This is a genomic window from Streptomyces sp. NPDC001056 (genome assembly GCF_053598955.1).
Window position 1 is genome coordinate 208,443 of the sequence record NZ_JBSFLI010000006.1, and the last position, 21,316, is coordinate 229,758.

At 72.8% G+C, this 21,316-nt stretch carries 21 protein-coding genes; 7 read left to right on the plus strand and 14 right to left on the minus strand.

Features of this window, described 5'->3' with window-relative positions:
• Positions 1-54 precede the first annotated feature (54 nt).
• Positions 55-1,350: an MFS transporter gene (locus ACWDD7_RS10200; RefSeq protein WP_450457008.1), complete on the minus strand. Its 1,296-nt coding sequence runs from the start codon at positions 1,348-1,350 to the stop codon at positions 55-57.
• A gap of 62 nt (positions 1,351-1,412) precedes the next feature.
• Here ACWDD7_RS10200 and ACWDD7_RS10205 point away from each other — a divergent pair, with 62 nt between their 5' ends.
• On the plus strand, positions 1,413-2,363 hold the full coding sequence (locus ACWDD7_RS10205; protein ID WP_450457009.1) for a LysR family transcriptional regulator: 951 nt from the start codon (positions 1,413-1,415) through the stop codon (positions 2,361-2,363).
• A gap of 21 nt (positions 2,364-2,384) precedes the next feature.
• Here the strand turns inward: ACWDD7_RS10205 and ACWDD7_RS10210 are convergent, their stop codons facing one another.
• Positions 2,385-3,149, minus strand: a complete 765-nt coding sequence (locus ACWDD7_RS10210) for an alpha/beta hydrolase (protein WP_351866069.1) — start codon at positions 3,147-3,149, stop codon at positions 2,385-2,387.
• 145 nt (positions 3,150-3,294) lie between these two features.
• Between ACWDD7_RS10210 and ACWDD7_RS10215 the strand changes: the two genes are divergently transcribed.
• Positions 3,295-4,482, plus strand: a complete 1,188-nt coding sequence (locus tag ACWDD7_RS10215) for an adenosine deaminase (protein ID WP_450457010.1) — start codon at positions 3,295-3,297, stop codon at positions 4,480-4,482.
• 141 nt (positions 4,483-4,623) lie between these two features.
• Positions 4,624-4,932, plus strand: coding sequence for an ATP-binding protein (locus tag ACWDD7_RS10220; protein WP_450457011.1), 309 nt, complete (start codon positions 4,624-4,626; stop codon positions 4,930-4,932).
• Between the two features lie 66 nt (positions 4,933-4,998).
• Here ACWDD7_RS10220 and ACWDD7_RS10225 read toward each other — a convergent pair whose 3' ends face one another.
• The 5 genes from ACWDD7_RS10225 to afsQ1 all read right to left on the minus strand — a co-directional run bounded on the left by ACWDD7_RS10225 (position 4,999) and on the right by afsQ1 (position 9,128).
• Positions 4,999-5,202 (minus strand): PspC domain-containing protein, encoded by a 204-nt coding sequence (locus ACWDD7_RS10225; RefSeq protein WP_351866062.1) that lies wholly within the window; start codon positions 5,200-5,202, stop codon positions 4,999-5,001.
• Between the two features lie 78 nt (positions 5,203-5,280).
• Positions 5,281-5,844: a VanZ family protein gene (locus tag ACWDD7_RS10230; protein WP_450457012.1), complete on the minus strand. Its 564-nt coding sequence runs from the start codon at positions 5,842-5,844 to the stop codon at positions 5,281-5,283.
• 373 nt (positions 5,845-6,217) lie between these two features.
• Positions 6,218-6,841 (minus strand): hypothetical protein, encoded by a 624-nt coding sequence (locus ACWDD7_RS10235; RefSeq protein ID WP_450457013.1) that lies wholly within the window; start codon positions 6,839-6,841, stop codon positions 6,218-6,220.
• Entirely contained in the window at positions 6,838-8,454 is a 1,617-nt protein-coding gene (locus ACWDD7_RS10240; RefSeq protein WP_450457014.1) for an ATP-binding protein, read from the minus strand. The genes ACWDD7_RS10235 and ACWDD7_RS10240 overlap by 4 nt, the downstream gene beginning before the upstream one ends.
• The gene (afsQ1, locus tag ACWDD7_RS10245; protein WP_067041772.1) at positions 8,451-9,128 is read right to left on the minus strand and encodes a two-component system response regulator AfsQ1; all 678 of its coding nucleotides are present in this window, start codon (positions 9,126-9,128) and stop codon (positions 8,451-8,453) included. Before afsQ1 ends, ACWDD7_RS10240 begins: the two co-directional genes overlap by 4 nt.
• A gap of 310 nt (positions 9,129-9,438) precedes the next feature.
• Between afsQ1 and ACWDD7_RS10250 the strand changes: the two genes are divergently transcribed.
• Complete coding sequence (locus ACWDD7_RS10250; protein WP_450457015.1) at positions 9,439-10,227, plus strand: SigE family RNA polymerase sigma factor; 789 nt, start codon at positions 9,439-9,441, stop codon at positions 10,225-10,227.
• 212 nt (positions 10,228-10,439) lie between these two features.
• On the opposite strand, the gene ACWDD7_RS10255 is transcribed toward ACWDD7_RS10250, so the two are convergent.
• Positions 10,440-11,078 (minus strand): uridine kinase family protein, encoded by a 639-nt coding sequence (locus ACWDD7_RS10255; RefSeq protein ID WP_450457016.1) that lies wholly within the window; start codon positions 11,076-11,078, stop codon positions 10,440-10,442.
• A 127-nt stretch (positions 11,079-11,205) separates the two neighbouring features.
• Between ACWDD7_RS10255 and ACWDD7_RS10260 the strand changes: the two genes are divergently transcribed.
• Both ACWDD7_RS10260 and ACWDD7_RS10265 read left to right on the plus strand, forming a co-directional pair.
• Positions 11,206-11,619 carry a hypothetical protein gene (locus ACWDD7_RS10260; protein WP_351877110.1) on the plus strand — a complete coding sequence of 138 codons (414 nt, stop codon included), beginning with the start codon at positions 11,206-11,208 and terminating at the stop codon, positions 11,617-11,619.
• Positions 11,616-12,593 carry a WD40 repeat domain-containing protein gene (locus tag ACWDD7_RS10265; protein ID WP_450457017.1) on the plus strand — a complete coding sequence of 326 codons (978 nt, stop codon included), beginning with the start codon at positions 11,616-11,618 and terminating at the stop codon, positions 12,591-12,593. The genes ACWDD7_RS10260 and ACWDD7_RS10265 overlap by 4 nt, the downstream gene beginning before the upstream one ends.
• 120 nt (positions 12,594-12,713) lie before the next feature.
• Here the strand turns inward: ACWDD7_RS10265 and ACWDD7_RS10270 are convergent, their stop codons facing one another.
• Genes ACWDD7_RS10270 through deoC form a run of 3 tightly spaced genes read right to left on the minus strand, consistent with a single transcriptional unit; the run spans position 12,714 to position 16,038 of the window.
• Complete coding sequence (locus ACWDD7_RS10270) at positions 12,714-13,616, minus strand: aldehyde dehydrogenase family protein (protein WP_450457018.1); 903 nt, start codon at positions 13,614-13,616, stop codon at positions 12,714-12,716.
• Positions 13,609-15,045 (minus strand): aldehyde dehydrogenase family protein, encoded by a 1,437-nt coding sequence (locus ACWDD7_RS10275; RefSeq protein WP_450457061.1) that lies wholly within the window; start codon positions 15,043-15,045, stop codon positions 13,609-13,611. The genes ACWDD7_RS10270 and ACWDD7_RS10275 overlap by 8 nt, the downstream gene beginning before the upstream one ends.
• Before the next feature lie 21 nt (positions 15,046-15,066).
• Entirely contained in the window at positions 15,067-16,038 is a 972-nt protein-coding gene (deoC, locus tag ACWDD7_RS10280; RefSeq protein WP_450457062.1) for a deoxyribose-phosphate aldolase, read from the minus strand.
• Positions 16,039-16,224: 186 nt separating this feature from the next.
• Here deoC and ACWDD7_RS10285 point away from each other — a divergent pair, with 186 nt between their 5' ends.
• A complete protein-coding gene (locus ACWDD7_RS10285) occupies positions 16,225-16,914 on the plus strand; it encodes a PH domain-containing protein (RefSeq protein ID WP_450457019.1) in 690 nt (229 codons plus the stop codon).
• Between the two features lie 81 nt (positions 16,915-16,995).
• Here ACWDD7_RS10285 and ACWDD7_RS10290 read toward each other — a convergent pair whose 3' ends face one another.
• The 3 genes from ACWDD7_RS10290 to ACWDD7_RS10300 all read right to left on the minus strand — a co-directional run bounded on the left by ACWDD7_RS10290 (position 16,996) and on the right by ACWDD7_RS10300 (position 21,027).
• On the minus strand, positions 16,996-18,639 hold the full coding sequence (locus tag ACWDD7_RS10290; RefSeq protein WP_392215589.1) for a phospho-sugar mutase: 1,644 nt from the start codon (positions 18,637-18,639) through the stop codon (positions 16,996-16,998).
• A 996-nt stretch (positions 18,640-19,635) separates the two neighbouring features.
• On the minus strand, positions 19,636-20,460 hold the full coding sequence (locus ACWDD7_RS10295) for a purine-nucleoside phosphorylase (protein ID WP_351877116.1): 825 nt from the start codon (positions 20,458-20,460) through the stop codon (positions 19,636-19,638).
• A gap of 129 nt (positions 20,461-20,589) precedes the next feature.
• The gene (locus tag ACWDD7_RS10300) at positions 20,590-21,027 is read right to left on the minus strand and encodes a gamma-glutamylcyclotransferase (RefSeq protein ID WP_351877117.1); all 438 of its coding nucleotides are present in this window, start codon (positions 21,025-21,027) and stop codon (positions 20,590-20,592) included.
• Between the last annotated feature and the right edge of the window lie 289 nt (positions 21,028-21,316).

Consider the following 21,316-nt stretch of genomic DNA (forward strand, 5'->3'; position numbering starts at 1 on the left):
GCCCACTGACAACCGGCCCCGAACAGGGGGGACCCCGTGATCACTCACGAGGCGTCACGCCGTGACGGGCTCCCGCCGCTTCGCCACCCGCGCCGCCCGCGAGCCGAGCACCGTGAGGGCGACGACGCCCAGGACCGCGAGGAGGCCGACGCTCACCGTGCCCGGCCAGCCGTTCGCGTGGAAGGCGAGGGCGCCGACCGTGCTGCCGACGCTGGAACCGATGTAGTAGGCGGACTGGTAGAGCGCGGAGGCCTGGGCGCGGCCGCGGGTGGCGGTCTTGCTGACCGCCGAGGAGGCGACCGCGTGGCCGGCGAAGAAGCCCGCGGTGATCAGCACCAGGCCGAGGAGCACGAGGGGGAGGGACGCGGCCAGGGAGAGGAGCAGGCCCGCCGCGGTCGTGCCGCCCGCCAGGTACAGCGCGCCCCGGCGGCCGAGCCGGCCCACCAGGCGGCCCGCCGTGGACGCCGAGACCGTGCCCACCAGGTAGACCAGGAAGATCGAGCCCACGATGCCCTGCGGCAGGCCGAACGGTGCGCCCGTCAGCCGGTAGCCGATCACCGTGTACACGCCACCGAACACCGTCATGAACAGCGCGCCGATCGCGTACAGCCGGCGCAGCAGCGGGTCGGAGAGGTGGGCGCGGACCGTGCCGAGCAGCACGCGCGGACGCAGCGAACCCGCCCTGAAGTGCCGCGGGGCCGGCAGCAGCAGCCGGAACGCCACCGCGCACCCGACCGCGATCACCCCGATCACACCGACCGACACCCGCCAGCCCCACAACTGCGCCACCCAGCCGGTGATCACCCGGCCGCTCATCCCGCCGACGCTGTTGCCCGCCACGAACAGGCCGATCGCCGTCACCAGCGCCCGCGGCCGCACCTCCTCGGCCAGGTACGCCTGGGCGGAGGCGGGCACTCCCGCGAGCGCCGCGCCCTGCACCGCGCGCAGCGCCACCAGCGCCCCGATCGAGGGCGCGAAGGGCACCAGCAGGCCGACGGCCACCGCGACCGCCAGCGAAGCCGTCATCACCGTACGACGCCCGAAGCGCTCCGACAGGGCGCTCATCGGCAGCACGAACAGCGCGAGCCCGCCGGTCGCGGCCGCCACGGTCCAGCTGGCCTCGCTCGCCGCGACCCCGAAGTCGTCGGAGATCAGCGGCAGCAGGGCCTGGGTGGAGTACAGCAGGGCGAAGGTCGCGACCCCGGCGAGGAAGAGGGCGAGGCTCATCCGGCGGTAGCCGGGGCCGCCCGGGGTCATGCGGGAGTCGGAGACACCGGTGTCTGAGGAGGTGGTGGCGACGGGGGACGCGGCGTCCAGGGTGGCGGACGCCCCGGTACTGGCGGGAGACATGCTTCGACCGTAGGGACGGTCCTCTGATCCGTCCAATGCATGGAATCGCCATAATCGTTCCCATGGAGCATCAGCAGAGGTCAGAGCATCGCCTGTCACCATTCGGTGACACAGAAGACATGGCGCTGTTGCTCGCGCCCCGCCTCGCCTACTTCGCCGGCGTCGCCCGCAACGAGCACGTCACCCGCGCCGCCCAGGAGATGAACGTCCCCCAGTCCACCCTCTCCCGCGCGATGGCCCGCCTGGAGCAGGACCTGGGTGTCGAACTCTTCGCCCGCCGCGGCCGCACCCTCGTCCTCACCACCGCCGGCCGCACCTTCCTCGCCTCCGTCGAACGCGCCCTCGGCGAGGTGGAACGGGCCGCCGAGGAGGTCCGCGCGGACGCCGACCCGGCCACCGGCAAGGTCGCCTTCGGCTTCCTGCACACCATGGGCGCCGAGACCGTACCAGGACTGCTGCACGCCTTCCGCGCCGAGCACCCCCGCATCCGCTTCAGCCTGGTCCAGAACTACGGCGAGGCCATGCTGGAGGGCATGCGCGCCGGCCGCCTCGACCTGTGCCTGACCTCCCCCGTCCCGGACGCCCCCGACCTCGTCGCCCGCCGCCTCGACGAGCAGAAGCTGCGCCTGGTCGTGCCCGCGGACCATCCGCTGGCGGGCCGCCGCCGGATCCGGCTGGCCGAGGCGGCCGAGGAGAACTTCGTCACCCTGGAGCCCGGCTACGGCCTGCGGCGCATCACCGACGCCCTGTGCCGCGAGGCCGGTTTCACCCCCCGGATCGCCTTCGAGGGGGAGGAGGCCGAGACCCTGCGAGGCCTGGTCGCGGCCGGCCTCGGGGTCGCGCTGCTGCCGCCGCCGACGGTGCCGAGGCCGGGGGTGGTGGAACTGACCGTCACCGCGCCCCGGGCCGTCCGCGAGATCGGCGTCGCGTGGCCGGCCGACCGCCCGGACACCCCACCGGTCGCCGCCTTCAAGAAGTTCCTGCTGTCGAGGAGGGGGAACCTGCTCGCCTGACGGGTCCCGCCCGCAGGGGGCTCACCGCCGCAGCGAGCTGCCGAACCCGGCCGCCAACGGCATCCGCAGCCCGATCGGCGGGGGCGCCGCCAGCGCGTCCTCGACCGGCCGGGCCACCGGGTGCCCGAACAGCGCGCCCCGCACGAAGTCGTCCGCGAGGCACACCACTTCGTCCCGATAGCCGTGCAACCGGTGTCCGTCGGAGTGCACCTCGAACCGGCACACCTCCCGGTTCACCTTCTTCGCCCGCGCCGCGAGCCGGAACGACAACTCCGGGTCGGATCTGGCGTCGTTCGTGCCGTGCACGATCAGCACCCGCCGCCCCACCAGCTGCTTCACCGGCTCGGGCGGCGCGGCCACGTCCTCCTCGGGCAGCCAGGGAGCCAGCGCCACCACCGAGTTGACGGCCTGGTGCCCGCCCGCCCGCAGCGCCGCCCGGCCGCCCATGCCGACACCGACCAGGCACACGGGGACGTCTCCGTACCGCCGCACGACCTCGTCGGCGGCCCACTCCGCGTCGACGGCGAGACGGGCCTCGCTGCCGTTCCACCCCCGGTAGCGGTAGCGGACGGTGTGCACGGCCAGCCCCTCCGCCCGTCCCGTACGGGCGAACCGGCGCCCCAGCGAGCGGACGAACGCCGTCGCCCCCACCAGGGGCGGCCTGCGCGCGGAGACCTCGTCCCCCTCGGGCAGCAGCAGCACCACCCCGCACACCGAATCCGGCACCGGCCCGACCGCCCTGCCCAGCCCGGCCGTTCGGACCGGTGGCGACGCTTGCTGTCCCATGGCAGAACAGTGTCAGAAGCCGCGGTGTACGAAACCCGTACTGGCGGTCACCGTTGGGTATCGACGTAAAGGAGACGGAAAACGTCCGGCCGTGTCCGGGTGCGGAGCCGGAGATTTCTACGCGCGTAGGCGTTACAGTGCGGAAATGACGAGCCAGACTGCACCGAAGGGGACCGTCCCGGCGAACGTCCCGGGGCACGTACCGACGCCGGACCAGATCCGCCGGGCGCCCAAGGTTCTGCTGCACGATCATCTCGACGGCGGCCTCCGGCCCGGCACCGTCGTCGAACTCGCCCGGGAAAGCGGGTACACGGAGCTTCCCGAGACCGATCCCGGCAAGCTGGGTCTCTGGTTCCACGAGGCCGCCGACTCCGGTTCGCTGGAGCGCTATCTGGAGACCTTCCGGCACACCGTCGGCGTGATGCAGACCCGGGAGGCCCTGGTCCGGGTGGCCCGGGAGTGCGCGGAGGACCTCGCCGAGGACGGCGTGGTCTACGCCGAGGTGCGGTACGCGCCCGAGCAGCACCTGGAGCAGGGGCTGGCCCTGGAAGAGGTCGTCGAGGCCGTCGACGAGGGGTTCCGGCAGGGGGAACGGCTCGCCCGGGAGAACGGGCACCGGATCCGCGTCGGCGCCCTGCTCACCGCCATGCGGCACGCGGCCCGCTCCCTGGAGATCGCCGAACTCGCCAACCGCTACCGGGACTCCGGTGTCGTCGGCTTCGACATCGCCGGTGCCGAGGCCGGGTATCCGCCCACCCGGCACCTGGACGCCTTCGAGTACCTCAAGCGCGAGAACAACCACTTCACCATCCACGCCGGAGAGGCCTTCGGGCTGCCGTCGATCTGGCAGGCGCTCCAGTGGTGCGGCGCCGACCGGCTCGGGCACGGGGTGCGGATCATCGACGACATCGAGGTGCGCCCCGACGGATCGGTGCGGCTCGGCCGGCTCGCGTCGTACGTCCGGGACAAGCGGATCCCGCTGGAGCTGTGCCCCAGCTCCAATCTCCAGACGGGGGCCGCGCCCTCGTACGCCGAGCATCCGATCGGGCTGCTGCGCAGGCTTCTGTTCCGGGCCACGGTGAATACCGACAATCGTCTTATGTCGCACACCAGCATGAGCCAGGAGTTCGAGCATCTTGTCGATGCGTTCGGTTACACGCTCGACGACCTCCAGTGGTTCTCCGTCAATGGGATGAAATCAGCGTTCATTCCTTTCGATGAACGCCTTGCGATGATCAATGACGTCATCAAGCCCGGATACGCCGAACTGAAATCCGAATGGCTTTTCCAGCAGACGTCTCCCACCAGCGGTTCTGCGGGAGTCGAGGGGTAGTACACCGCCTCTCCTCCGTACGGAATGCGGTCGCGTTCTCGCGAGTCGTCCGCATTTCGGCGTTTGCGGGTCCGGGCGCGGCGCGTTTACGGTCGTGGACCTCTCCTGCATTTTTCCGTCGCATTCAAGGACGCATTCACCATGAAGCAGTCTGCTGCCAAGACCCTCGGTGTCGCCGCCCTCGGTGCCGCCTTCGCCGCCGTCGGCGCGGGCGCCGCCCACGCGGCCCCCGCCACTCCCGACGCCACGCAGGTCGCCAAGGCGCTGCCGGGGGCCGTCCAGGGGCTCACCCAGGAGCACGGCGCCGTGGCCTCCGGAGTGGCCGCCGCGCAGCCTGCCGTGCAGCGGGTGCTCGCGCAGGGGCCGACCGGACTGCTCGGCGGGCTGCCGCTGGGGAGCACGGGTCTGCCCACGAACGGGATGGGCGTGAACGGACTGCCGCTCGGCTGACGCCGCCACCCGTCCGGCGCCGCCGGGGTGTTCCGGATCCGACCGGAGCGCCCCGGCGGCGTGCTGTCACCAGCTGGTGGTGCGGGCCTCGTCCTCGGACGGCAGCAGGATCCACAGGGCTATGTAGAGCAGGAACTGGGGGCCCGGCAGCAGGCAGGACAGCAGGAAGATCACCCGCATCGTGGTCGCGGAGGTGCCGAAGCGGCGGGCCAGGCCCGCGCACACTCCGCCGATCATGCGGCCGTGGGTGGGTCGGGCAAGGGCGGTCATGGCGCATCCTCCGTGGTCGTCGGTGGGCTCGATCAGCTGTCTACGACGATACGGACACGAAGGGGACGAAGCGTCACTCTAAGGAGCGATTCCGACCCTGGGAATCGTCGGGGTACGCCCCTGAGAAAGCCCCTCCTGGAAGGTGGCCGGCTCCGCCTCCAGGCGCTCGTGCACCCGCTCCCACCTGCGCAGACGCGCGCGGGCGGCAGGTACGACGAGCAGGTGGGCCAGGATCACCCCCGCCGTGTTCAGCAGCAGCGAGTCGACGTCCACGACCCGGCCCGGGACGCCGGTCTGGAGCAGCGCGATGCCGAGCGAGATCAGGGAGGCCGCGGCGGCGGTGCGCAGCAGCGAGGCGAGCGGGGACACGTCGAGGCGGCCGTGCGCCATCGGCAGCAGCACGCCGAGCGGCGCGAGCAGCGCGAGCCCCTCGCCGAGCGGCTTCACCGCGGCGGGCCACCCCAGCGCCAGGTCGGCGCGGATGCCGGCCAGGGGGTGCAGATTGGGCGGCGTCACCCAGGGGACGTCCAGTGGCCGCAGCGTCAGCCAGGCGACGAAGACGATGTGGGCGAGGAGGAGGATGCCTCCTGCCGCCCGGACGCGGATGACGGCGCCGCCGCCGAAGTCCCCTTGACGCTGCACGCCCCCCAAGACGCGTGGGTCCGTACGATCGGTTCCGCATCGGGGGACGACCTGTGTGGCGCCCGTGTCCCGACCCGGAGTCGGCCCGACCGGAACAGGTCCGGAACCGGACCGACCCGACCCGGAACAGGTCCGGAACCGGCCCGACCCGACCGGAACAGGTCCGGAACCGGACCGACCCGACCCGTAACAGGTCCGGAACCGGACCGACCCGGAACGGTCCGACCCGGCGGCGCCGACGGGCTCCGCCCGCGCCCCGATCACCGGCACGGGGCCGTCGGCCGCCCCGCTGTCGCGACGCGTACGACGCCGGGAACCCCGTCGGCGCCCTCGACGCGGTCGAGCGGGAAGCGCGGGACCGGCACCTCGGCGGCTACGCCGTCCCCTCCGGCACCTCGCTCGCCGGCGGCGCCGTCGTACCCGGGCGGTTGCGCACGTCGTCCGTGCACTCGTAGCGGCTGAGGGGGGAGGGGGCGGGGCCGCCCAGGATGACCGAGCCGTCGCCCTCCGTCGCCGCGGAGTCGGAGAGGGTGCAGACCAGCTGGGCGAGGGCGGGGGCGGAGAGGCGGGCGGGGGTGGTGCCGAGGCGGAGGGTGTCCTCGGGGTCGTGGGGGGCGGGGCCGGAGACGGTCAGGCCGCCCGGGACCCGGGTCGAGTAGCCCGCGGAGCGCTCCGCCGCGGAGGGGGTCGCGGCCAGCTGGTCCAGCAGGCCCTGGGCCACCATCACCCGGCGGCGGGCGTCGGGGGTGCCCTCGGGGACCCGTACCGTACGGTCCACCGTCACCAGGGACGAGCCGCACAGCAGGAAGACCTGCACGGGCACGCCCTGCTGCGCCGCCGTGTCCGGGCCCGCCAGCGAGCACGGGACCCGCGAGGGCGCCGGGCCGAAGTCGGTCGGTACCTGGGTGGCGCGGATGCCGCAGCCGGTGAGCAGGGCGGCCAGCAGGGGGAGTGCCGGCCATCGGAGCCCTCGTCGTGGTCGTCGTACCGTCGTCATCGCCCCTCCTTCCCCTGCGTCGCGTTCCCGTCCTTCTTCTTCTCTTCCTTCTCGCCCGCCTTGCCGTTCTCCCCGTTCTCCCCCGGGTCCTCCGTCAGCTCCGACGCGTCCCGCGGCAGTCGCAGGGTGAACACCGCGCCGCCCTCGGGTGAGTTGGCCGCGGTGATCTCGCCGCCGTGGATGTGCGCGTTCTCCATCGCGATGGAGAGGCCGAGGCCGCTGCCCTCCGAGCGGGGGCGCGAGGCGCTGGCCTTGTAGAAGCGGTCGAAGACGTGCGGGAGGACGTCCTCGGGGATGCCGGGGCCGTGGTCGCGGACCTGGATGACCACCGAGTCGGCCGCCTCGCGCACCGAGACCCGCACCGGCGAGCCGCCGTGCTTGAGGGCGTTGCCGATCAGGTTGGCGAGGATCACGTCGAGGCGGCGCGGGTCGAGGCGGGCGTGGATGCCGCGCTCGGCGTCCAGCTCCACCGCGTCCAGCCAGGCGCGGGCGTCGATGCACGCGGTGATCTGGTCGGCCACGTCGACGTCGTCCAGGACCAGCCGGGCGGTGCCCGCGTCGAAGCGGGTGACCTCCATCAGGTTCTCGACCAGGTTGTTCAGGCGGCGCGTCTCGCTGACGACCAGGCGGACCGCGGGCTCGATCATCGGGTCCATGCTGCCCGCGTCCGAGTCCAGTTCCTCCTCCAGCACCTCGGTGACCGCGGTGATGGCGGTGAGCGGCGTCCGCAGCTCATGGCTCATGTCGGCGACGAAGCGCCGCGAGGCGTCGTCCCGCGCGGCCATGTCCGCGACCCGCTTCTCCAGCGCCTCGGCCGCGTTGTTGAACGTCCGGGACAGATCGGCGAGTTCGTCCGTTCCCGACACGCGCAACCGGGTGTCCAGCTTGCCCTCGCCGAGCCGCCGGGCGGCGACGCCGAGGCGGTGCACCGGCTTGAGCACGGTCGTGGCGGCGGCCTGCGCGAGCAGCGCGGCGCCGATCAGCGCGAGGCCGGTGGCGATGCCCAACGACCAGGCGAGCGAGTCGAGATCCTTCGCCTCCGGCTCCAGGGACTTCGCCATGTAACCGGTCGGACCGCCGCCGATCACCCGCGTACCGGCGACCAGGTACGGCGTGCCGTGGTCGACGACCCGCTGCCAGTACAGGTGGTACGGCTGCTTGTTGGTGTCGCTGACCTCCTGCTGCCGGTTCACCGCCGTGCGCAGCGACGTGGGCACGTCCTCCAGCGAGAACCCGTTGATCCCGCCCGAGTTGCCGTACACCGTCTTGCCGTGCGCGTCCTGGCCGACCAGGAGCACGCTGAAGCTCTGGCTGCTCGCCGCCATCTGCCCGGCGGTGCGCTGGAGTTCGTCCTGGGTGGGGTGGGCCGGCAGGGCGCCCGCGCGGTTCTGCATCTCCTGGCGGAAGTCGCGCAGCACCGCGTCCTGGGCGCGGGTGAGCACCGCCTCGCGGTTGAGCCAGTAGGCGATCCCCGACGCCGACACCGCGGCGGTGAGGGCGACCAGGCCGAAGACGACGACCAGCCGCAGCCGGAGGCTCGTGAACCTGAGCCGGGACAGACCTCCCTTGCGGCCCGCGGCCCAGCCGCGGAGCCCGCCTCGCGTGTCGCTCACTGAGGAGTGTCCAGGCGGTAGCCGACACCACGGACGGTGCGGATCAGGGTCGGGGACGAGGGCACGTCCTCCACCTTGGCGCGCAGCCGCTGCACGCACGCGTCCACCAGGCGGGAGTCGCCCAGGTAGTCGTGCTCCCACACCAGGCGCAGCAGTTGCTGGCGGGACAGCGCCTGGCCGGGCCGCCGGCTCAGCTCCAGGAGCAGCCGCAGCTCGGTCGGGGTGAGCTGGAGGTCCTCGCCGTTCTTCGTCACGGTCATCGCCGAACGGTCGATGACCAGGTTGCCGAAGGTCGCCGAGTCGCTCGACTCGCGTTCCCCGCGCCGCAGCACGGCCCGGATACGGGCGTCCAGCACCCGGCCCTGGACCGGCTTGACCACATAGTCGTCGGCGCCGGACTCCAGACCGACCACCACGTCGATGTCATCGCTGCGCGCGGTCAGCAGGATGATCGGCAGCTGGTCCGTGCGCCGGATGCGCCGGCACACCTCGAACCCGTCGATGCCGGGCAGCATCACGTCCAGCACGATGAGGTCCGGCCGCTGCTCGCGCAGCAGCTTCAGACCGTCCTCGCCGCTGGCAGCGGTGGCCACACGGTGTCCCTGGCGCGTCAGTGAGAGCTCCAGGGCCGTACGGATGGCGTCGTCGTCCTCGATCAGCAACAGGGAAGGCACCCGCCCATTCTGGCCCATGGACGGGGTGTCGTACGACCTGTCCGCGTCGGCATCGCGCTGTCCGCGACCCGCGCCACCCGCGCTATCGCCACCGTCTGTGCACTTCCTGTGACAGCGCCGACGGCAGGGGGTCCTGTGACAGGTCTGTGACAGTCGGCGGACACGGCGATGAAGTGATCCCGGCAGGCTTTTGGTCACGGGCACGGCGAGGAGCCGGACCCGGCCGGAATGGCCGGAACGGCCCGGAGTACGACCGGGCCGGGCCCGGAGCAGGACAGAAGCACCGGAAGTCCACGACGGGGAGCGCGAGATGAACACGCTGCACAGCATCAGCACCAGCGCAGTGGTCACGCGTCTGCACGACGTGCACCGGGGTTCCGAGAAGTCCGGTGTTGATGGGGGTACCTCCCGCGCGAGTGCGTTCGAGCGTGGGGGAGGGCGGGGGTGCGCTCGCGGCACCGGGCGTCAGCACACCGTGTACGGGCAGCAGCCGTACATGTCGGTGATTGACGCGCGTGCGGGGGAGACGCACGGGGGGAGCGCGTACGGGGAGGACCCGGGGGAGCGCCGCTCGCTGACGGAGGCGGAGTTCACCGCCTACGTCCAGGAGCGCCGCGCCTCCCTGTACGCCACCGCCTACCACCTGACCGGCGACCGCTTCGAGGCCGAGGACCTGCTGCAGAGCGCGCTGTTCTCGACCTACCGGGCGTGGGACCGGATCAGCGACAAGGCGGCCGTCGGCGGATACCTCCGTCGCACGATGACGAACCTGCACATCAGCGCCTGGCGGCGCCGCAAGCTCAACGAGTACCCGACCGAGGAACTGCCCGAGACGCCCGGCGAGACGGACGCGATGCGCGGTACCGAACTGCGCGCGGTCCTGTGGCAGGCGCTGGCCCGGCTGCCCGAACTCCAGCGCACCATGCTGGTCCTGCGCTACTACGAGGGCCGCACGGACCCGGAGATCGCGGACATACTCAACATCAGTGTCGGCACGGTCAAGTCCAGCATCTGGCGCTCGCTGCGCCGGCTGCGCGAGGACGAGGTCCTCAGCTTCGGCCGTGACGAGGAGAACGCCTTCGGCGAACTGGTCGCCTGAGGTAGGGGGAACGGGGGCCGGGCCGCTGGGGGGTGGCTCGGAAGAACACGGGGGAGCAAGGGGGAGCAAGGGGGAACACGGGGAACCGCTGTGGGGGTGGTGGCCCGTGGGGGAGAGATACGGGGGAACGCGGGGGAAACACGGGGGAGGAAACGGAGAGGGGTCGGCCGGACCGGGGGTCCGGCCGACCCCTCTCCGCTGTTTGCCCGGCGCTACCGCTCCGCTTCCGTGGTGGTGTACTCGCCGGCCCAGGCGGCCACCGCGAGGCGGCGCAGGGCCTCGTCCCGGTCGCACGGGTGGGCGCCCAGGGACACCTGGCGGGCGACGATGGCGCGTTCCGCGCGCATCAGCCGCCAGCCGCGGCGCAGCAGGAAGGGCACCGACTTGCGGCCCTCCTTCAGGTCGCGCGCGAAGCGCCGCCGGAAGGTGGTGACCGCCCCGCGGTTCAGGCACAGCGCGTCGGCGAGCAGGCCGAGTTCCCGGCAGTGTTCGACGATCTCCGCGGCGAAGATGCCCTCCGCGATGAACAGCGGGGTGCGGTCGAGCCGCAGCGTCTCCTCGCCGGTACGGGCGCTGAGCGCGATGTCGTACACCGGCACCGGCGTCGAACCCGTGGCGCACAGCCGGGCGATGGCGTCGAGTGCGACCTGCGCGTCCCACGAGCCCGGGTGGTCCCAGTCGATGTCCGAACTCCCCTCCACCAGGGGCAGAGTCGGGTCGTCGGCCTCCTTGTAGAAGTCGTCCAGGCGCAGGACGGGCAGCCCGGAACGGGCGGCGACCAGGGACTTGCCCGAACCCGAGGGGCCGCACAGCAGCACGACACGGGCGGGGGACGGGGGATGAATGCTCACGGAACACCAGTTTGACGCATGGAGTGCGGCCTGCCGACCCCGCGGTTCGCTTTTGAAGCGCGGGCCACCTCTCAACTACCCTGTGTCGCGACATCATTACCCTGCGCACCTGAAGGTGACACCAGTGATGGCCCGACACAGCAAGAACCAGTACCCCACCGCGCGCCGTGCCCTGTTCGCCCTCCTGACCGCCGGCGCGGCGCTGGGCGCGGGCGCGGCGACGGCCCACGCGGACACGGACGCCCCGCTCGCGCGCGTGCCGTTGCGCGCGACCCCCCTGGGCGACATCGACCCCAAGGCGGGGCTCACGACCCTCACCGGCACGCTCGGCTACGCCACGGGACCGATCGCCGGCATCAAGCCCAACCCCCTGGCGGGCACCGGCGTCGATCCCCTCGCCAACGGAGTGGGCACCCGGATCGCCGACTTCAAGCCGGTGGGCACCCAGACGCTGACGGCCCCGATCGCGGAGGCGGAGTCGGTGGGGGCGGTGCCGGTGGTGGGGCAGGTGCTGGGGTTGTTGGGGGGTGGGCGTGGGTGAGGGGACTGTGGGACACCACGGACGCCGGCGACCCCGTCCCGGTGGGCAGGGCCCTCGACCCGCCCGGCGTCAGCGGCCCCCGGCGGCCCGACCCCGTCGGCCCGGAAGCCTGGTCGGCCGCCTTCAGCCCCGACGACCGCACCCTGGCCGTCGGCGGCGACAACGGGACAGAGCTGTGGGACATCACGCACCCCGCCGAGCCGCGACTCATCGACGGGGCGATCGACCACGGCGGGATCACCGACTCGGTCGCCTTCGGCCCGGACGGCAGGACACTGGCCACTGCGGGCTCCGACGGAGTGACGCTATGGGACATATCGGACCTCCGGCGTGCCGCTCCCCGGGGGAAACCGCTGTCGTGGGATGCCGACGAAGCCGTCTTCAGTCCGGACGGAACCGTTCTCGGCACGATCAGCCGGAAACCCGGCGGTGATCTGACGGTCGGCCTGTGGGACGTCACCGACCCGGACCGCCCCACCCTCCTCGGCACGCCCTCCCGGCCCGAACAGGAAATACAGTCCATCGCGTTCCACCCCGGCGGGAAGCTGCTGGCCGGTGCAGGCTTCGACGGCACCGTGCGGCTGTGGGACATCGGGAACCCGAGGAAGCCCGTCCCGGCGGGCGCCCCGCTGACGCAGCACGTCCAGAGCGTCGACTCGGTCGCCTTCAGTCCGGACGGCAGGATTCTCGCCAGTGCGGGGGAGGACGGCACCATACGCCTGTGGGACGTCACGGACGGCAGGGCGGCGAAGCCCTTCGGCAGCCCCTTGACGAGCCTGGGATGGACCACGGCACTCGGATTCAGCCCCGACGGAGACGCCCTGGCGACCAATGCCGACCGCATCGCCCACCTGGTGCCCATGAGTCCCGATCAGGCCGTCCGGCAGATCTGCCGCGCCACGGCCGGACGTCTCACCGGCGACGAGTGGCGCATGTACGTACCCGATCTCGCCTTCACCCGGCCCTGCGCGTGACCGCCGGACGGAGAGGCGGCGGCCGGGGCCCCGGCGGCTTCTCCGGGCGAGCCGCCACGACGCCGGGAGCCGCGCCCCCGAGGGAGGGGACGCGGCTCCCGGCCTGCCGGGGGACCGGGCTCAGTACGAGGAACCGGCGGCGCCCAGCGCGCCCGTCGTGTGCCAGACCGTCTTCGTCTCCAGGAAGGCCGTCAGGCGTTCGGTTCCCGGAGTCCCGGAGTAATCCACAGCCTGGGGACGCAGGACGCGCTTCAGGTTGTCGGCCGCCGCGATCTCCAGCTCCTTCGCCAGGGCCTCGTCGGCGCCCGCGAGGTCGATCGCGTTGACGTCCTGGTGGGCGGCGAGCGGGGCGGCGATCTCCGCCGTGCGGCCGGAGAGGATGTTCACCACGCCGCCGGGGACGTCGGAGGTGGCCAGGACCTCGGCCAGGGAGAGGGCGGGGAGCGGGGACTTCTCGCTCGCCACCACGACCGCCGTGTTACCGGTGGCGATCACCGGGGCGAGGACCGAGACCAGGCCGAGGAACGACGACTCCTGGGGGGCCAGTACGGCCACCACGCCCGTCGGCTCCGGCGAGGACAGGTTGAAGAATGGACCCGCGACCGGGTTCGCGCCGCCGACCACCTGGGCGATCTTGTCGGTCCAGCCCGCGTACCAGACCCAGCGGTCGACGGCCGCGTCCACGACGGCCGCGGCCCTGGACTTCGACAGGCCCTCCGCCTCGGCCACCTCGCGCACGAACTGCTCGCGGCGGCCCTCCAGCATCTCCGCGACGCGGTACAGGACCTGACCGCGGTTGTACGCCGTCGCGCCCGACCAGCCGCCGAACGCCTTGCGTGCCGCGACCACCGCGTCCCGGGCGTCCTTGCGGGAGGACAGGGGAGCGTTGGCCAGCCAGTTGCCCTTCGCGTCGGTCACCTCGTACACCCGGCCGCTCTCGGAACGCGGGAACTTCCCGCCGACGTACAGCTTGTAGGTCTTGAAGACGGAGAGTCGCTCGGTCTTCTCGGTCTTCTCAGACATCGAGGTACGCCTCCAGGCCGTGGCGGCCGCCCTCGCGGCCGAAGCCCGACTCCTTGTAACCGCCGAACGGCGAGGTGGGGTCGAACTTGTTGAACGTGTTGGACCAGATGACACCGGCGCGCAGCTTGCTCGCGACGGCCAGGATGCGGGAGCCCTTCTCGGACCAGATGCCCGCCGACAGGCCGTACTGCGTGTTGTTCGCCTTGGCGACCGCCTCGTCCGGGGTGCGGAAGGTGAGGACCGACAGCACCGGGCCGAAGATCTCCTCGCGGGCGATGGTGTGGGCCTGGGTGACGTTCGTGAAGAGCGTCGGCGCGAACCAGTAGCCGGCACCCGGCAGTTCGCAGGACGGAGACCAGCGCTCGGCGCCCTCCGCCTCGCCCGCCTCGGCCAGCGCGGTGATCCGGGCCAGCTGCTCGGCGGAGTTGATCGCGCCGATGTCGGTGTTCTTGTCCAGCGGGTCGCCCAGGCGCAGCGTGGAAAGGCGGCGCTTCAGGGAGTCCAGCAGCTCGTCCTGGACCGACTCCTGGACGAGGAGGCGGGAGCCCGCGCAGCAGACCTGGCCCTGGTTGAAGAAGATGCCGTTCACGACGCCCTCGACGGCCTGGTCGATCGGGGCGTCGTCGAAGACGATGTTCGCGCCCTTGCCGCCGAGTTCGAGGGTGAGCTTCTTGCGCGTGCCGGCCACGGCCCGCGCGATCGCCTTGCCGACCGCCGTCGAGCCCGTGAACGCGACCTTGTTCACGTCCGGGTGCGCGACCAGGGAGGCGCCGGTACGGCCGTCACCGGTCACGATGTTGACGACGCCCCTGGGCAGGCCCGCCTGGCGGCAGATGTCCGCGAAGAACAGGGCGGACAGCGGGGTGGTCTCGGCGGGCTTCAGGACGACCGTGTTGCCGGTCGCGAGCGCCGGGGCGATCTTCCAGGCCAGCATCAGCAGCGGGAAGTTCCAGGGGATGACCTGGCCGGCCACGCCGAGCGGCCGCGGGTTCGCCCCGAAGCCGGCGTGGTCGAGCTTGTCGGCCCAGCCCGCGTAGTAGAAGAAGTGGGCGGCGACCAGGGGAAGGTCCGCGTCGCGGGTCTCCTTGATCGGCTTGCCGTTGTCCAGCGTCTCCAGGACGGCCAGTTCGCGGCTGCGCTCCTGGATGATCCGGGCGATGCGGAACAGGTACTTGGCGCGCTCGGAACCGGGCAGCGCGGACCACTTCTCGAAGGCCTTGCGGGCGGCCCTGACGGCGCGGTCGACGTCCTCCTCGGAGGCGTCGGCGACCTCCGACAGCACCTCTTCGGTGGACGGCGAGACGGTCTTGAAGACCTTGCCGCCGGAAGCCTCGGTGAACTCGCCGTCGATGAACAGGCCGTAGGACGGCGCGATGTCCACGACGGAGCGGGACTCGGGTGCCGGTGCGTACTCGAATGCGGATGACAGCATTTCCATGTCCATGGGGTCTCAGTCCACCGTCACGTAGTCGGGGCCGGAGTAACGGCCGCTGGCCAGCTTCTGGCGCTGCATCAGCAGGTCGTTCAGCAGCGAGGAGGCGCCGAAGCGGAACCAGTGGTTGTCCAGCCAGTCCGCGCCCGCGGTCTCGTTGACCAGGACGAGGAACTTGACGGCGTCCTTGCTGGTGCGGATGCCACCGGCCGGCTTCACGCCGACCTGGACGCCGGTCTGGGCGCGGAAGTCGCGCACCGCCTCCAGCATCAGCAGGGTGTTGGCGGGGGTCGCGTTGACGGCGACCTTGCCCGTCGAGGTCTTGATGAAGTCGGCGCCCGCGAGCATGCCGAGCCAGGAGGCGCGGCGGATGTTGTCGTACGTCGACAGCTCGCCGGTCTCGAAGATGACCTTCAGCCGTGCGCTCGTGCCGCAGGTCTCCTTGACGGCGACGATCTCGTCGTACACCTTCAGGTACTTGCCCGCGAGGAACGCGCCGCGGTCGATGACCATGTCGATCTCGTCGGCGCCCGCGGCGACGGCGTCCCGCACGTCGGCCAGCTTCACGTCGAGCGCGGCACGGCCGGCCGGGAAGGCGGTGGCGACCGAGGCGACCTTGACGGCCGGAGCTCCGCCGGCGGCAGTGATCGCCTCCTTCGCGACGGCCACCATGTCCGGGTAGACGCAGACCGCGGCCGTGGTCGGGCTCGTACGGTCCGTCGGGTCGGGGTGGACGGCCTTGGCGCCGAGCGCCCGGACCTTGCCCGGGGTGTCCGCGCCTTCCAGCGTCGTCAGGTCGACCATCGAGATGGCGAGGTCGATGGCGTAGGCCTTCGCGGTGGTCTTGATGGAACGGGTACCGAGCGACGCGGCGCGCGCCTCCAGGCCGACCGCGTCGACGCCGGGCAGCCCGTGCAGGAAGCGGCGCAGCGAACTGTCGGACGCGGTGACGTCGGCAAGCGCATGTGCGGGGGGTGCAGTGGTGGGCATGGTCACCAGACGAGCATATCTACGCGCGTAGCGGCTGTACAGCCCCGGGGCGGTTTCCGGGGTGCTCCCCGGTCCGGCCTTCGGCCCCGGTGCGGGGCCGGGGAGCGGGGAGCGGGAGATCACGGATGCGTACGGGTCCCGGGGGACATGGCGGCCGTCGCGCGGTCGTCATGCACAATCAGGGCCATGACGTCCCCGGACCACAAGCCAACCGCTTCGCAGCCCCCGGTGCCCACCGTGAAGGACCGGATCTACCGCTCGCCCATGGGGCTCGCGGGCGGCGTGCTGCTGCTCGCGGTCGTCGCCTGGCTGGGCTTCGACGCGCTGTTCAAGGGCCACGGCCGCACCCCGTGGCTCGCGCTGGCCACGATGATCCTGGTCATTCCGCTGGTGATCGCCTTCACGCTGCGCCCGGCGGTGTTCGCCAACGAGGACCGGCTGCGGATCCGCAACCCGTACCGGGTGATCACCGTGCCGTGGGGCGAGGTCGAGGCGCTGCGCTCCGGTTTCACCAACGAGGTGTGCACCAAGTCCGGCGCGAAGTACCAGTTGTGGGCTGTTCCCGTGTCGCTGCGCGCCCGTAAGAAGGCCGAGCGGCGGGCGGCGAGCGCGGCGCGGCGGTCGGCGTCGGACGGTGCCGGGCTCGGCGCCAGGGGCCTCGGCTTCGGCGGGCTCACGGCACGCAGCGCCGACTCCGTCGGGCCGACCCGGGCGGAGGGCGACAAGGTCATGGACGATCTGCGCGACCTGCTGGACCGGCGCGGCTCGGCGGAGTCCGCCCAGGGCGGGACGACGATCCGCTGGGCCTACGAGGTGGCGGCGCCGACGGTGGCGGGGGCCGTGCTGCTGGTGATCCTGCTGGTGACGGGCGGCTGAGAAGGCGCTGTCACGGACAAGGGGCACCCCTGGATCGGGAATCCGGGGGTGCCCCTGGCCTTTGCGGTGGCTGCGGTGGTTTCAGATGCCGGCGGCCGCGGAGAGGTCGCGCTTGACGGCCGCCAGGAGGTCCTTCGCGCGGGTGTGGGCGGCCGGCAGGGCGGCGCGGTCCGGGACCGGTACGACGACCTCCAGGTAGCACTTCAGCTTGGGCTCGGTGCCGCTGGGGCGGACGATGACGCGGGCGCCGTCGAGGGTGTAGCGCAGACCGTCCGTCGGCGGCAGCGTCTCCGTGCCCTTGGTCAGATCCTCGGCCCGGGTGATGGCCAGGCCCGCGAGCCGGCTCGGGGGCTGCTCGCGCAGGCGGCGCATCGCGTCGGCGATCAGGGAGAGGTCCTGGACGCGCACGGACAGCTGGTCGGTGGCGTGCAGGCCGTGCTCGACGGCGAGGTCGTCCAGGAGGTCGAGGAGGGTGCGGCCCTCCTCCTTCAGCCGGGACGCCAGTTCGGTGATCAGGAGGGCCGCGGTGATGCCGTCCTTGTCGCGCACGCCCTCGGGGTCCACGCAGTAGCCGAGTGCCTCCTCGTAGCCGTAGCGCAGGCCGTCGACGCGGGCGATCCACTTGAAGCCGGTGAGCGTCTCCTCGTACGGCAGCCCCGCCTGCTCGGCGATCCGGCCGAGCAGGGAGGAGGAGACGATCGACTCCGCGAAGGTGCCCCGCGCACCGCGGCCCACCAGGTGGGCGGCGAGCAGCGCGCCGACCTCGTCGCCGCGCAGCATGCGCCACTCGCCGCCGTCCTTGACGGCCACCGCGCAGCGGTCGGCGTCCGGGTCGTTGGCGATGACCAGGTCGGGGTCGGTGGCGCGGGCCCGGGCGAACGCCAGGTCCATCGCGCCCGGCTCCTCCGGGTTGGGGAAGGCGACGGTCGGGAAGTCCGGGTCGGGCTCGGCCTGTTCGGCGACCAGCACGGGCTCGGGGAAGCCTGCGCGGGCGAAGGCGGCGAGCAGGACGTCCTTGCCGACGCCGTGCATGGCGGTGTAGACGGTGCGGGCGGTGCGGGGGGAGCCGTCCGCCAGTACGGCGTCGGTACGGGCGAGGTAGGCGTCCAGGACCGCGTCGTCCAGGATCTCCCAGCCCTCCTCGGGGCGCGGCACGTCGTTCAGGGAGGTGATCGCGGCGATCTCGGCGGCGATTCCCGCGTCGGCCGGGGGCACGATCTGGGAGCCGTCGCCCAGGTACACCTTGTAGCCGTTGTCCCGGGGCGGGTTGTGGCTGGCGGTGACCTCCACGCCCGCGACCGCGCCCAGGTGCCGGATCGCGAAGGCGAGCACGGGGGTGGGGAGCGGACGGGGGAGCACGGCGGCACGCAGGCCGGCGCCGGTCATCACGGCGGCGGTGTCGCGGGCGAAGTCGGCGGACTTGTGGCGGGCGTCGTAACCGATGACGACGAGGCCGGCGCCGGTGCCCCCGTGGGGGGTGCCGTTCTTCTTCAGGTACGCGGCGAGACCGGCGGCGGCGCGGATGACGACGCTGCGGTTCATGCGCATCGGGCCGGCACCGAGTTCGCCGCGCAGCCCTGCGGTGCCGAACTGGAGCGTGCCGGCGAAACGTGCCGCCAGCTCCTTCTCGTCGCCGGCGTCGATCAGTCCGGCGAGTTCGGCGCGGGTGTCCGGGTCGGGGTCCTCGGCGAGCCATGCGTCGGCCCGCGCGATCAGATCGTGCACCTTGGGATCAACCTCTCCTGTGTTTGCCGTTCTGCCGCCCGCCTCCCACCCGACTCGGTCGGCCGGGAGGCGGGCGGTGGGGCGTGGTGGTGGGGTGGTGGCGGTAGGTCGGGTGTGCCGGCGGTGGGGGAGGGGCGGCGCCCACGAGGTCGTGGACGGGGCGCCCGCGTCATGGGGGGCACGCTGTCATGGGTGGCGCGCCCGCGTCGTGGTGAGGGGCGCGCCACGCCCACGCCGCCGCGGGGAGGGCGTCCAGTTCCTGGCGGGCGCGGGGTCCGCGTTGCCGCGAGGACCGCGCCCGTGCGGATACAGCGGTTGGCCGTCGTGCCCCGTACCCGTTGGCGCGCGGCGGCCCGCCCGTGCGGCCGCGGTGGGCGGCTCGCCCGGCACCGCTCGTACCGCCGCGCTCCGACGACCGACCGGCCACTCGGCATTCCGGCCGGACCACGCGTGCCGCCCGGCGCTCGACCGGGCCGTCCGGCGGACCCGCGGGCCCTGGAGGCCGCCCTTGCGTCCTGGAGGCCACCCGCGCGACCGGCGCCGAGCCGGTCACACGACCGGTCCGACCGCCCGGGCCCCGGGGCCGCCCGAGAGCCGCATGGCACCCGGCCGAACCGACCCCGCGGTCCGGCCGGACCATGCGAACCGTCCGCCGGCCGGCCGGGTCGCTCATCTCCCCGGTGCTCGGCCGGATCGCCCGAGCCGCCTGACGGCCGGCTGGATCGCCCGAGCCGCCTGACGGCCGACCGGATTCGCCCGAGGTGCCCGACGGTCGAGCGGGTGCCCCGCGCCATTTGTCAGCCGGCCGGATCACGCGTGCCACCCGGTCCCGAGTGCGTCCACCGGACTGGCCGATGGCCGACGGGGCGGGCGGCCGGTCGGACGGCCCGCGTCCTCCGGCACCTGTCCGGATCACGCGCGCCACCCGGCCGGGTCGCACCCGCACCCCGCCGCGGTCCCCCGGAAGCCCCCCGCCTCCGGGTCCCCGGGGCGGGGCTACAGCTTGCCCAGGACCTGGGCCAGCAGGGTGCCCATCCGGGCGGCCGAGTCGCGGCCGGCCTGGAGGACCTCCTCGTGGTTGAGGGGTTCGCCGGTCATGCCGGCCGCGAGGTTGGTGACGAGGGAGATGCCGAGGACCTCCGCGCCGGCCTCGCGCGCGGCGATGGCTTCCAGGACCGTGGACATGCCGACCAGGTCCGCGCCGATGACGCGGGCCATGCGGATCTCGGCCGGAGTCTCGTAGTGCGGGCCGGGGAACTGCGCGTAGACGCCCTCCTCCAGGGAGGGGTCGACCTCCTTGCACAGGGCGCGCAGTCGGGGCGAGTACAGGTCGGTCAGGTCGACGAAGTTCGCGCCCACGATCGGCGAGGTGGCCGTGAGGTTGATGTGGTCGCTGATGAGCACCGGCTGGCCGGGGCGCATGCCCTCGCGCAGACCGCCGCAGCCGTTGGTGAGCACCACGGTCTTGCAGCCGGCGGCGACGGCCGTACGCACGCCGTGCGCGACGGCGGCGACGCCGCGGCCCTCGTAGTAGTGGGTACGGCCCAGGAAGACCAGGGCCCGCTTGTCACCGAAGGAGTACGAGCGGATCTTGCCGCCGTGCCCCTCGACGGCCGGCGGCGGGAAGCCGGGCAGCTCGGTGACCTGGAACTCCGCGTCGGGTGCGCCCAGGGCGTCGACGGCCGGAGCCCAGCCGGAGCCCATCACGAGGGCGACGTCGTGGGTCTCGGCGCCGGTCAGTTCGCGCAGGCGCGCGGCGGCGGCGTCGGCGGCGGCGTGGGGATCGCCCTGGATGTCGTCCGGAAGAAGAGATGCGTTCACGTGGACGAGGGTAGCCGCTTCTCGCCTACGCGCGTAGATGACAGACCTCACCGGATCGGGATCGTTGTCTTGTCGTTTCCGACGATGGATTACCGCGGGTAATCGGTGGTCGCCGCAGGCGTGCGCCGGTCAGCAGGGGCGCTTGCGCAGCTCCATCACGTAGTCGTGGGGCGCGCCGGCGGACTCCGCGGCGTCGGCGATCTCACCCAGGTAGCGGGCCGACGGAAGGCCGCCCTCGTAGTCGTCGAGGACGTAGGTCCAGGCCGCCTTCTCGCCGTCCAGGGTGTGCACGCGGACGCGGATCCGGCGGTACGTGCCGAGGTCCACGCCCTCCCAGCGGTCGAGTGACTCCTCGTCCATGGGCGCGATGTCGTACAGGCCGACGAACACCTGGGCCAGCGGCTCCTCGACGAGCGTCGCCAGCGCGCCCTCCCAGCCGAGCAGCTCGCCCCCGAAGGTCAGCCGCCAGTCGTTCAGCCAGCCCGTGGCGCGCAGCGGGGAGTGCGGGGCGCGGCGGGCCATCAGCCGGGCGTCGAGGTTGCCGGCGTAGGCGGCATAAAGCGACATGGGGAGAGGTTACGGCAGCGCCCCCACCCCTCTTACGCGCCCCGGAAGAGAGCCCCGGGGCGCCCCTGAGCGGCCGCGGCCCGGTGCCACCGGGTCTCCCGCCCGCGCGGGGCCTCGCCGCCGGGGGTGTCCGGGGAGGCGAAGCGGAACGGCACCCCGAGGTGGTCGGCGAGGGCCCTGCCCGCCTCGGTGGCCGGGGGTCCCGGTGGCCCCGGCCGGGTGGTGGACGGTCGCCAGATGCCCCTCCCCGGGCGGATCGTCCGTGACCGCGACCGGCAGGACGAACCGG

Bases quoted from the DNA above. Each gene is read 5' to 3' on its own strand.
- ACWDD7_RS10200 (WP_450457008.1), bottom strand. From the start codon at position 1,350: ATGTCTCCCGCCAGTACCGGGGCGTCCGCCACCCTGGACGCCGCGTCC.
- ACWDD7_RS10205 (WP_450457009.1), top strand. From the start codon at position 1,413: ATGGAGCATCAGCAGAGGTCAGAGCATCGCCTGTCACCATTCGGTGAC.
- ACWDD7_RS10210 (WP_351866069.1), bottom strand. From the start codon at position 3,149: ATGGGACAGCAAGCGTCGCCACCGGTCCGAACGGCCGGGCTGGGCAGG.
- ACWDD7_RS10215 (WP_450457010.1), top strand. From the start codon at position 3,295: ATGACGAGCCAGACTGCACCGAAGGGGACCGTCCCGGCGAACGTCCCG.
- ACWDD7_RS10220 (WP_450457011.1), top strand. From the start codon at position 4,624: ATGAAGCAGTCTGCTGCCAAGACCCTCGGTGTCGCCGCCCTCGGTGCC.
- ACWDD7_RS10225 (WP_351866062.1), bottom strand. From the start codon at position 5,202: ATGACCGCCCTTGCCCGACCCACCCACGGCCGCATGATCGGCGGAGTG.
- ACWDD7_RS10235 (WP_450457013.1), bottom strand. From the start codon at position 6,841: ATGACGACGGTACGACGACCACGACGAGGGCTCCGATGGCCGGCACTC.
- ACWDD7_RS10250 (WP_450457015.1), top strand. From the start codon at position 9,439: ATGAACACGCTGCACAGCATCAGCACCAGCGCAGTGGTCACGCGTCTG.
- ACWDD7_RS10260 (WP_351877110.1), top strand. From the start codon at position 11,206: ATGGCCCGACACAGCAAGAACCAGTACCCCACCGCGCGCCGTGCCCTG.
- ACWDD7_RS10270 (WP_450457018.1), bottom strand. From the start codon at position 13,616: ATGTCTGAGAAGACCGAGAAGACCGAGCGACTCTCCGTCTTCAAGACC.
- deoC (WP_450457062.1), bottom strand. From the start codon at position 16,038: ATGCCCACCACTGCACCCCCCGCACATGCGCTTGCCGACGTCACCGCG.
- ACWDD7_RS10285 (WP_450457019.1), top strand. From the start codon at position 16,225: ATGACGTCCCCGGACCACAAGCCAACCGCTTCGCAGCCCCCGGTGCCC.
- ACWDD7_RS10300 (WP_351877117.1), bottom strand. From the start codon at position 21,027: ATGTCGCTTTATGCCGCCTACGCCGGCAACCTCGACGCCCGGCTGATG.